The organism is Abyssibacter sp., from assembly GCF_964229365.1.
GTDB lineage: Bacteria > Pseudomonadota > Gammaproteobacteria > Nevskiales > OUC007 > Abyssibacter.
On sequence record NZ_CAXRDQ010000051.1, the window covers coordinates 1 to 10,517 of the forward strand.

A 10,517-nucleotide genomic window follows, 5' to 3' on the forward strand; every position below is an offset into this window, starting at 1 on the left:
GGTGGCGCGCCACAGGGCGCGCGCGCCGGCCATGTTGCGACCGAATGTGGTGGTGCGAGAGCGGTATGCGGGCATGTCTGTAGTCCTGACAGCGCGCCGGATTCAGGCGCGCCGTGATTCGCGGGGAGGCGAATTGCAGCACAGACACGGCCACCGTCCAAGCGATATGACTATGACGATTGACACAATCACCGCACCACAGCCCCGGACAGGGGCCCCCGCGACCGGAAAAAACACCCACTTGCCGTACGGCGGTGCGAACAAACCACCTCGGCATCAACGCGATGGTCGCTGGTCACGGCGTACCGGCGCACTTTGAGCATCACGGGAAACATCCGATAATGCACCGTCACCAAGCATGAACCGCGTGCCTCCAAGTGCTGCGGCTTGCGCTCCGGTGCCCAAAACTTTGAGCCCCCGTCGAAACAGCCGATACCGGATGGGCTGCCGCATCCGATCATCAACGGGGTCAGTGACCACGCCACGCCTTGCCTCGCGCGCCCATTGCTGCCTCTGCAACTCAATCATCGGAACGACCCCATGACCCACGCTCCCCAAGTCAGAATTCCCGCAACCTACATGCGCGGCGGCACGTCCAAGGGCGTTTTTTTCAATCTCGCCGAACTGCCTGAAGCGGCGCAGGCTCCAGGTGCGGCGCGTGACCGCCTGCTGCTCCGCGTGATCGGCAGCCCGGACCCCTACGGCAAGCACACCGACGGCATGGGCGGCGCGACGTCCAGCACCAGCAAGACCGTGATTCTGTCGAAGAGCAGCCAGCCGGATCACGATGTCGACTACCTGTTCGGTCAGGTCTCGATCGACAAGCCCTTTGTGGACTGGAGCGGCAACTGCGGCAATCTGTCCGCAGCCGTCGGCCCCTTTGCGATCTCCAATGGCCTGATCGACGCTGATCGCATCCCGAAAGACGGCATCGTCACGGTGCGAATCTGGCAGGTGAACATCGGCAAGACGATTGTCGCGCAGGTGCCGATCACCAACGGTGAGGTGCAGGAAACCGGCGATTTCGAGCTGGATGGTGTGACCTTCCCGGCCGCCGAGGTCGAAATCGAGTTCATGGACCCGGCCGATGGCGAAGGCTCGATCTTCCCGACCGGCAACCTCGTGGATGACCTGGAAGTTCCCGGCCTCGGGACCTTGAAGGCCACGATGATCAACTCCGGCATCCCGACCATCTTCGTCAACGCCGACGCCATCGGCTACCGCGGCACCGAGTTGCAGGGCGACATCAACGAAGACAAGACGGCGCTGGAGCGATTCGAGACGATTCGTGCGTACGGCGCCGTAAAAATGGGCCTGATCGATAACATCGCCGAGGCCGCCGACCGGCAGCACACGCCCAAGGTCGCCTTTGTATCCCCCCCTGCGGACTACGTCGCCAGTAGCGGCAAGCCCGTCCAGGCTGACGGTATCGACCTACTCGTACGCGCCATGTCTATGGGCAAGCTCCATCACGCCATGATGGGCACCGCCGCTGTCGCCATCGGCACCGCCGCGGCTATTCCGGGCACGCTGGTCAACCTCGCGGCCGGCGGCAAGGACCGCACCGCCGTACGCTTCGGCCATCCCTCTGGAACGCTGCGTGTGGGCGCCGAAGCCAAGCTCATAAACGGCGAATGGCAGGTCACCAAGGCCATCATGAGCCGGAGCGCACGCGTGTTGATGGAAGGCTCGGTTCGCGTGCCGGTCGACGCACCGACCTAACAAAACACCGGGCACCTCCGAGAGCCGATTGCGGAACAAGCTCACGGTACAAGGGTCGCATCCCTATGGATGCCCCCAAAAACGCCGCCCCCGACGCGCACGAGTGGGACGATGTCATCGTCGATATCGTCGATTACGTGAACGCCGCACCTGACTTCTCGACGCAGACCTACACCACCGCCCGCCACTGCCTGATCGATACGCTGGGCTGCGGTCTGGAAGCGCTGGAATACCCCGCCTGCCGCAAGCTGTTGGGGCCGGTGGTACCCGGCGCATCACTGACAAACGGCGCCAAGGTGCCCGGCACGGGCGATCAGCTGGACCCGATCAAGGCTGCTTTCGATATCGGCGCGATGGTCCGCTGGCTGGATTTCAACGACACCTGGCTGGCGGCGGAATGGGGACACCCTTCCGACAATCTCGGCGGCATTCTCGCGATGGCCGATTGGTTGAGCCGGAACGCGTTACGCACTGGCGGCGAACCTCTGCGGATGCGTGATGTACTCACCGCGATGATTCGGGCGCATGAGATTCAGGGCTGCATCGCGCTGGAAAACAGTTTCAACCGGGTCGGACTGGACCACGTTGTACTGGTCAAGGTGGCCACAACCGCGGTCGTCGCCCAGATGCTCGGCCTGACCCGCGAGCAACAACTGGCTGCCGTGTCCCACGCGTGGGTTGATGGCCAAAGCCTGCGGAGCTACCGCCATGCCCCCAACACCGGCAGCCGCAAGAGCTGGGCCGCGGGCGATGCCACCAGTCGTGGTGTTCGTCTGGCGCTAATCGCCCAGAGCGGCGAGATGGGCTACCCCACCGCCCTGTCCGCAAAGACCTGGGGGTTTTATGACGTGTCCTTCGATGGCAAGCCCTTCACATTTCAGCGCCCGTATGGCGACTACGTGATGGACAACATCCTGTTCAAGATCAGCTACCCGGCGGAGTTTCACGGGCAAACAGCGGCCGAAGCGGCCATCACCTTGCACCAGCAACTGCAGCAGGCCCGACGCGGCGTTCAGGACATCGCGCGCATCACGATTCGCACCCATGAATCCTGCATTCGCATCATCGACAAGAAGGGGCCGCTGCACAATCCGGCGGATCGGGACCATTGCGTGCAGTACATGGTCGCCGTCGCCCTGCTCTTCGGCAGGCTGACGTCTGCGGATTACGAAGACGATGTTGCTGCCGATCCGCGCATTGACGCGCTGCGCAATACCATGCGCTGCGTGGAAGACCCCGCCTTTACGCAGGATTATCTGGACCCAGACAAGCGCAGCATTGCCAACGCGCTGACCATCGAGTTCAACGACGGCACCTCACTCGACGAAGTCGTCGTTGAATACCCGATCGGTCACAAACGCCGTCGTGCTGAGGGCGTGCCGTTGCTGGAAGATAAGTTCAGGGCCAACCTCGCCCGCATCTTTCCGGATGACCAGCAATCGCGGATCTGGAACACCTCTGCGGATCAGGCCTCGCTGGAACAGCGACCGGTTAACGAGTACGTGGACCTGTTCGATCCGCGCGGTTAGCCCGCGACGACATCGACGCTCAATCAGCGACCGTGCCGGCATGCAGATCGGCATCGATTACATCGTTTAACTCGCTGGAGAACGGCCCGACACGAAACGGCGCCGCCGCATGATTCGACCGCCAATCAAATGCGGCAGGAATCACCATACCCAACAGAGCGAACACAGCCGTCGCCGCAACAACAGCCCAGGCAAGAATTGCAATTGGATCTACAAACATGACGCTTACCTATTAGTAAGGATGTTGCCATGCACAATAGGGACGTGAATGCTGCAATGCAACATTGGCGTTCGACCGTTCATCGGATGCGGCCGAGCCACCCTAGACTCTGAGAGATCCGATCGAAGATTGGCAATTAACTCATCGAGTTAATTAACCTGCTCTTGTACCCAGCCGGGTGGATTGAGCGCGACCTCGGCAGCGCAAGGCCAGCCGTGGCGCACCATCGGACGCGGGTGTCACCGGGGCGAATCGAGGGCCGCGCCGCGTGATCACGAGGCTCGATCAGATCAACCTCGCCGGATGGATCGTCCATGCACCGCCAGGACACCCAGCCAGAACAGGCCGAGCAGTGTGACCAAACCCATGGTTCCCGAACCGCCCGGCGCCGCGGCGCTGTCGGTCTCGTCAGGATCGGCTGCGTCCCCACCGGCCTTTCGGGTCCAGGCCGTGTAGTCGCCGGAAACCATCGTCTCGTCGTCTCCATCGGCCTGGACACGGAACCAGTACGGTGTCCGCGCTGAAAGGCCGTCAATGGTCACGCGCATGGGGCCATCGTCCACGATGGCTCCAACGGCACGCGTCTGCGTGTAGCTCGGCAGCTGTTCGGTAAGTTGGACGTGGTAGTTAACACCTGCCTTGGCGTCCCACTGGACCTCGATGCTCTGATCGGTCTCGTTCAGCACGTCGATACCCGTAATCGCCAACCAGGTGGGTTCGGCGGCCTCGCTCTGGTTGAAGCCGCCGCGAGTGTTGTCGACAAACGCACGCAAATCGGAACTGGGGAACGGGTACGGATCCACGATCTGCGGGTACGCGTCGTTGTCGAGCGCATCCGCGAGCCGTTCCAGTTCGTCCAGATGCCAGCTCACCCAGGCGGACGATTCCGGTGACAGGCTGCGCCCGCCAAACACGGCGCCGGCCATGTGGAACCAGATCTCCGTCGCCACGCGCTGCTTGGTCAGCAAGGTCTCCAGCGACGCGAAGACTTGCGCGGCCATGCGCGTGCGCAGCTCCGGCAAGGCATCAAGATTGCGCTGCGCCAGGTCCATCGCCTCGAACTTTTCCTGCAACAGTTCCAGCACCACCTGTCGCGAAGGCGATAGCAACTGCGCGGTGACCGGTGCGTACGCGACATCCCATTGCGAGATCGTCTTGTCGAACATCAGGCTCAGGGCATCTGCGTTGCTGGCCGGCAGCTCACTGCCCTTTTTGAAGGCCCACTCCCCCTTGGCGTAGTACATCTTGCGGCCCACCCAGTAGGTGCGACGCAGTATGTCGAACAGCTGCCGATGGGGGGCGGTGCCCGCTTCGACTCCGAATTTCGAGCGGATGAACCGATCGAGAATGGTCTGCCAGTCGAGACCGGAGTCGCCGACGAGCTGCGCCTGTGCGAACAGATTGGCCTCGTTGAGCGTGCCCATGGCCGAGTATTCATAGCGATCCACCCGGCAGGTCGAGCCGATGAACGGGCTCGCCGCGTCCGTCTGCCGCGCTCGCGCCTCGCGATACCGCTGGGCGAAGTATTCCGCCGCCACGAACGGAATGGCGCCTCGACCCCAGTACTCACCGGCACAGTCCAGTTCAAAAATCTGGTCGTGAGGCCCGATGTCGCCCATCAGGGCATTCAAGGGGTAATAGGGCTCAAAGTCATTCGGCTCGGATTTCGACATCGCGACAATCGGCCGCTGGGTCTCCGCGATCGCGGACCGCAGATAAGGGATCTCGTAGCCCTTGTGATAGAAGGTGCGGACATAGACCTGCTTGCCGAATTCGTCCATGACCACCCGGGACACGGCTTCGATCATCGCCTTGTATTTTTCCTTGACCGCCGCGAATGCCAGCGGCTGGCAGGACGGCACGATGTAGGCGAGCTCGGTCGGGGCGCTGCCGAAACTGATCATCACGCCGTCGATCTCCGGCGCGGCCGTCAATGCATCCCGATAGGCCTGCATCTTCGCCTGCATATCCTCGCCATCGAGATCGAAACAGTAGGTATAGGTGTCTGAGGTGTTCAGCTCCTGCATCCAGACGATGGCCTGCCCGCCCTGGGCATGGATCGCATCGGCCAACACGCGCACGCGCTGCACCACCTCAGGCTCGGTTTGAAACTGATCAACCCGAGTGACGATGCGGTGCGACAACTGCACATGCGTCACTCCGAAATCTCGAACCTGCCCGATCACGGCCAGGTTGTAGTCCATGTCGTCCTGGGTGAGCGTCCAGCCGTGGAACGGCAGGGGTTCGGCGGCAAACGCCGCCCCCGCCAGCGACGCCAAGGCCACGCTGGCGACGGAGAGAAGCCGACATGTCATGTTCGAAAATCCATCGTTAACCGGAAGACGCTGCGCTAAACCAGCGCGGCATCATCGGTCACCGATGTGACACCCCCGCGAACAACTACGGCGGCAGACCAACTAGCCCGGCCGTCACGGACCCCACCTACTCCGCCTGAACCAACATCCGGTAGCGATGTTCGAGCACGGTAATCGTCACGATGTAAACCGCGACGACCATCGGCGAGAGACAAGCGCGTGGCCTTGCAGGAGCTGGGCGTACCGCTCGTCCAGGGTCGCAGGCGCGCTCACGGCTCGATGCCCCAGTCCCGCAGCACCGCGGCCGTGTCTGACCCAGCGGGTCTCGCACCAAAACGCACTTCGGTCGGCGTGCGGCTAAAGCGCGGCGCCGGTGCGGGCTGCGTCATGCCGTCAATCTCGATGTAGGTTTTGCGTGCGACGTTGTGGGGATGCTCCGGTGCCTCCAGGAAATTCAGCACGGGGGCTACACAGGCATCCGCACCCTCGAAGATCACGCGCCATTCATCGCGCGTCTTGGTCCGAAATGCATCGCCGATGTCCTGCTTGAGCTGCGGCCAAACGTCCGGCGTGTACTGCTTGGCAGCATAGCCGGCGTCCAGGCCGAGCTTTTGGATGAACTCGCCGAAGAACTGCGGTTCCAGCGGCCCGACAGACATGTACCGCCCGTCGCTGGTTTCGTAGCTGTCGTAGAACGGTGCGCCGGAATCGAGCAGGTTCGCACCACGCTCCGGCTGCCAATGCCCCATGGCGTGCATGGAGTGGAACATCGCCATGAGCACGGCCGAGCCGTCCGTCATCGCGGCATCTACAACCTGCCCCTGCCCTGATCGCTGAGCCTCCAGCAAGGCTGCGAGAACACCGGTGACGAGAAACATGGTGCCGCCGCCATAGTCGCCCACCAAGTTCAACGGCGGAGTTGGCCGCTCGCCGGCATGCCCGATCGCATGCAGGGCGCCCGTCAATGAGATGTAATTGATGTCGTGGCCGGCGCTCTGAGCCAGCGGACCGGATTGACCCCAGCCGGTCATTCGGCCGAATACGAGCTTGGGGTTTCGCTTCAAAGCCTGATCCGGCCCGAAACCCAAACGCTCGGCCACGCCGGGACGAAACCCCTCGATCAGCACGTCGGCCCGTTCGATGAGCATTAGCAGCCGCTCGGTGTCAGCCGGGTCCTTGAGATTCAGCACGATCGAGCGCTTGCCGCGCAGGCTGCATTCCGGCAGTGCCTGCTTGCTGGCCTTGCGCTCCACCACCACGACTTCCGCACCCAGGTCGGCGAGTATCATGCCGGCCAGCGGCGCGGGGCCGAGCCCCGCCAGCTCGATCACCTTGTAGCCGGCCAACGGTCCGCCGGATGGCTGGTTGTTATCTGCAGACACCTTCACTCCTTGCGCGTTGTTACGTTTGAATCGATGGGCGACGTCGCCGGCACTTCGTAGTGCTCCAGGTATCCCTGCATCGCGAGTACCGCAGCCTGACGATAGTCGGGCGTGATGTAGCCGTGTTCCAGAAACGAGCGACGGAAACAGCTCAGGCCGATGTCCGCCACCAGGGTGGCGACATCAGGCTCCAACGGCAGTGAGAGCTGCTCGTTCGCCCAGATGCGACGCCCCAGGTCGCCCAGACGGCGCATCAGCATGTCCTGCGCCCGGAAACTGCTATCGGTGACGGCGCCGCCCAGAATCAGCGTTCGCGCCACGGAGTGGGCGTTGTGATAGTCGACGGCGTAGTCCACCACCCGCTGGATTGCGTCCCGCCACGACAATGCGGCCAACTCCCCGATGCGTTCGTTGAGCACGGTTTCCAGCGCATCCAGGTGGCGCTTCGCCAGTTCGTTGAGAATCGCGTGCGGCGTGGGGAAATAGCTATAGATACTGCCTCGCGTCATCTCCAGCCGCTCGGCAATGGTCGGAATGGAAAACCCCTGCAGACCCGATTCCTCCAGCAGCTTTTCGCTCTCGGTCAGGACGGCATCGAAACGGGCGCGAGCGCGATCCTGCGTCGGTACGCGCGCCACGGCGAGCGGGTCCAGCACAGTTTGCCGTTTCGACTGCATCGTTCAGCGGCCCTGGAACCGAGGCGACCGCTTCTCAGCAAATGCCATGGCCCCTTCGATGAAATCCTGCGTCTGGCCGCAGTCCCGCTGGAGTTCGCGCTCCATCTGCAGCTGCGCCTCCATGGAGCCGGTTTCACCGGCCCGAACCGCCCGCTTGATGTTGGTCAGCGCCAGTCGCGGCCCCTCGGCCAGCCGGGTCGCGAGTGCCATGCTGTGCTCCATCAAGGATTCGTCATCCTGCACATCCCAGATCAGGCCCCACTGCTGTGCCTGTTCGGCGCTGAGCTTGTCGCCCAGCATCGCCAGACCCATCGCACGCTGTGGCCCGAGCGCCTGCGCCAAGGTGTAGGTACAGCCTGCATCCGGCATCAAGCCCAGATGCACGAATGCCTGAAGAAAGTAGGCGGACCGGGCGGCCACGGTCAGGTCAGCCGCCAAGGCGAAGCCTGCCCCGGCGCCGGCCGCAAGCCCGTTAACGGCCGTGATGACGGGCTTGGGGGCGTTCCGCAGCTTCAGGACGATCGGGTTGTAGAGCGTTTCCAGCGCGGCGCCGAGATCCAGCTTGCCGCTCTCATCCCTGGGCAGGTCTGCAGGGCTGCCACCGACATCCGCACCTGCACAAAAGGCACGCCCTTCGCCGGTCAGCACGATGACGGCCACCTCGGCATCGGCGATGGCAGCATCCAGCGCATGGTTCAGCTCGGTGAGCAGATCCATCGACAAGGCATTGAGCATTTTTGGCCTGTTCATCGACAAGACCTCCACCCGGCCCTGGCGGCTGACCAGTAGATTTTCGTAATCCATGTCACGGTTCCAAATCAAAGAAATCGGGGATCGAGCAACCTTGCCATAGCCGGTGTCGCCGAACAGGCAGACGCGCGCCCGCGCTGGATTCAGGCAGCTCGGCGCTTGGGCTTGTCCGCGCCGGTCTCAAACCGGTAGGCGGCCAGATCCGGCGTGGCGGTACGCATGCGGTACTCGCGCATGGTGCCGGTCCAGTTGTTCGTGTTCACACCATCAGCCGTGACATACCAGCTCTGGCAGCCGCCTTCGAAGGTGGTGCCCGCACTGCGCTCGCGCATCTCGTTAATCCAGGCCCGCTCAGCCTGAGGCGTGACCTCGGCCGTGGACCAGCCTTGCTCGTCCTGTGCCTGCAGCAGGCTCACGATGTAGCGCTGCTGGCATTCCAGCATGTAGATGATCGAGCCCGATCCGAGGTTGGTGTTGGGGCCGTAGAGCACATGAAAGTTCGGATACCCGCTGACCGCCATGCCGAGATAGGCGGCGGCCCCTCGCGCCCAGTCTTCATGCAGATCGCGACCGTCGCGGCCCGTGACCCGCATGGGGGTGAGAAATTGCGTGGCGGCGAAGCCGGTGCCGAAGATGATGGTGTCCACCTCCCGCTCGCGGCCATCCTCGGTCCGGATGCCTCCTGCGGTGATCTCCTGAATGCCGTCGGTCACCGGCTCGACGTTGTCCCGCATCAAGGTGGGCAACCAGTCACGCGTAAGCAAAATGCGTTTGCAGCCGATGGGGTAGTCCGGCTTCAGCCGCGCGCGGAGCCCCGGATCACGCACCTGCATCTTGAATTGCAGACGTGACAAGGCCGACACGGCTCCCTCAATCCAGCGATTGCCCGCATAAGCGCGCGCCAAGGTTTCGGTGAGGCACTTGATGCGAAAGCGATCGACATCATGCAGCACCGGAAAACGGCGGAACAACCACTGTTCGGTGCCTGAGAATACGCGGTCGAACTTCGGAATCACCCAGCCTGGCGACCGTTGGAAGACATGCAGCTTGGCGACCTTCGGCGCGATCGCCGGCACGAACTGGATCGCACTGGCGCCGGTGCCAATCGCGGCGACCCGTTGGCCTGCGAGATCGTGATCGTGATCCCAGGTCGCCGAGTGAAAGTAGCGGCCTTGGAATGTTTCGAGGCCCGGTATGGCCGGAATCGACGGCCGATGCAGCTGCCCAACCGCGCTGACCACGTGATCCGCTTCGATCGTCGAACCGTCACCCAGCGACAATCGCCAGCAAACGTCGGACTCGTCATACCGGGCCTGCGCGACTTCGGCGCCAAACCGGATATGCGAACGCAGTCGAAACTTGTCCGCGCAGTGCCGCATGTACCCGAGAATCTCGGGCTGTGGCGCGTAGCGGCTGGACCAGGGGTAGTGATTCTCGAACGAGAACGAGTACAGGCGCGACGGGACATCGCAGGCCGCACCAGGATAGGTGTTTTCACGCCAGGTCCCGCCGACATCCTGGGCTTTTTCCAGCAGCACGAAGTCGTCAATGCCGGCCTGCTTGAGGTAGTAGGCCATTCCCAACCCGCCGAACCCGGCACCGATGATCGCGACCCGGTAGCGCCCGCGATCTGGCGTCATTGCCTCTGCTGTCATGGCGATGTCCTCTGTCTCCAACGCAGTGTCTGACCCCTCTGGCCACAATGGTGGCCGGGCGCCTTCATACCACCGACGCTAGAGACATAAATGACACTTGTCAATTATTGACCCAGCCATCCCACCACCGCGAAGCATCTCGCGGCAAAAGCCTGCCATCCGCTAGACTACGCGCGCCGTACCACTGCACGCGCCTGTAGCTCAGCTGGATAGAGCATCGGCCTTCTAAGCCGGCGGTCGCAGGTTCGAATCCTGCCGGGCGCGCCA

The 10,517-nt window shown here is 62.9% G+C and carries 8 protein-coding genes and 1 tRNA gene; 3 read left to right on the top strand and 6 right to left on the bottom strand.

Annotated elements, in window-relative coordinates:
• Positions 1 to 540 precede the first annotated feature (540 nt).
• Positions 541 to 1,722, top strand: a complete 1,182-nt coding sequence (gene prpF / locus ACE1EY_RS08700; RefSeq protein ID WP_370299966.1) for a 2-methylaconitate cis-trans isomerase PrpF — start codon at positions 541 to 543, stop codon at positions 1,720 to 1,722.
• A gap of 65 nt (positions 1,723 to 1,787) precedes the next feature.
• The gene (locus tag ACE1EY_RS08705) at positions 1,788 to 3,251 is read left to right on the top strand and encodes a bifunctional 2-methylcitrate dehydratase/aconitate hydratase (protein ID WP_370299967.1); all 1,464 of its coding nucleotides are present in this window, start codon (positions 1,788 to 1,790) and stop codon (positions 3,249 to 3,251) included.
• A gap of 19 nt (positions 3,252 to 3,270) precedes the next feature.
• On the opposite strand, the gene ACE1EY_RS08710 is transcribed toward ACE1EY_RS08705, so the two are convergent.
• From ACE1EY_RS08710 to ACE1EY_RS08735, 6 genes are all read right to left on the bottom strand, one after another.
• Entirely contained in the window at positions 3,271 to 3,471 is a 201-nt protein-coding gene (locus ACE1EY_RS08710; protein WP_291513361.1) for a hypothetical protein, read from the bottom strand.
• A 290-nt stretch (positions 3,472 to 3,761) separates the two neighbouring features.
• Positions 3,762 to 5,786, bottom strand: coding sequence for a fibronectin type III domain-containing protein (locus ACE1EY_RS08715; RefSeq protein ID WP_370299968.1), 2,025 nt, complete (start codon positions 5,784 to 5,786; stop codon positions 3,762 to 3,764).
• 269 nt (positions 5,787 to 6,055) lie between these two features.
• Positions 6,056 to 7,168, bottom strand: coding sequence for a CaiB/BaiF CoA transferase family protein (locus tag ACE1EY_RS08720; protein WP_370299969.1), 1,113 nt, complete (start codon positions 7,166 to 7,168; stop codon positions 6,056 to 6,058).
• Between the two features lie 2 nt (positions 7,169 to 7,170).
• Positions 7,171 to 7,845 carry a TetR/AcrR family transcriptional regulator gene (locus ACE1EY_RS08725; protein WP_370299970.1) on the bottom strand — a complete coding sequence of 225 codons (675 nt, stop codon included), beginning with the start codon at positions 7,843 to 7,845 and terminating at the stop codon, positions 7,171 to 7,173.
• Between the two features lie 3 nt (positions 7,846 to 7,848).
• Positions 7,849 to 8,649 (bottom strand): enoyl-CoA hydratase-related protein, encoded by an 801-nt coding sequence (locus ACE1EY_RS08730; protein ID WP_370299971.1) that lies wholly within the window; start codon positions 8,647 to 8,649, stop codon positions 7,849 to 7,851.
• Positions 8,650 to 8,738: 89 nt separating this feature from the next.
• Complete coding sequence (locus ACE1EY_RS08735) at positions 8,739 to 10,250, bottom strand: flavin-containing monooxygenase (RefSeq protein WP_370299972.1); 1,512 nt, start codon at positions 10,248 to 10,250, stop codon at positions 8,739 to 8,741.
• A gap of 190 nt (positions 10,251 to 10,440) precedes the next feature.
• Here ACE1EY_RS08735 and ACE1EY_RS08740 point away from each other — a divergent pair.
• Positions 10,441 to 10,517: transfer RNA gene (locus tag ACE1EY_RS08740), tRNA-Arg, on the top strand.

What these genes read in the sequence shown, in the direction of transcription:
- ACE1EY_RS08710 (WP_291513361.1), bottom strand. Translation starts at nt 3,471, where the DNA reads ATGTTTGTAGATCCAATTGCAATTCTTGCCTGGGCTGTTGTTGCGGCG.
- ACE1EY_RS08715 (WP_370299968.1), bottom strand. Translation starts at nt 5,786, where the DNA reads ATGACATGTCGGCTTCTCTCCGTCGCCAGCGTGGCCTTGGCGTCGCTG.
- ACE1EY_RS08705 (WP_370299967.1), top strand. Translation starts at nt 1,788, where the DNA reads ATGGATGCCCCCAAAAACGCCGCCCCCGACGCGCACGAGTGGGACGAT.
- prpF (WP_370299966.1), top strand. Translation starts at nt 541, where the DNA reads ATGACCCACGCTCCCCAAGTCAGAATTCCCGCAACCTACATGCGCGGC.
- ACE1EY_RS08725 (WP_370299970.1), bottom strand. Translation starts at nt 7,845, where the DNA reads ATGCAGTCGAAACGGCAAACTGTGCTGGACCCGCTCGCCGTGGCGCGC.
- ACE1EY_RS08730 (WP_370299971.1), bottom strand. Translation starts at nt 8,649, where the DNA reads ATGGATTACGAAAATCTACTGGTCAGCCGCCAGGGCCGGGTGGAGGTC.
- ACE1EY_RS08735 (WP_370299972.1), bottom strand. Translation starts at nt 10,250, where the DNA reads ATGACAGCAGAGGCAATGACGCCAGATCGCGGGCGCTACCGGGTCGCG.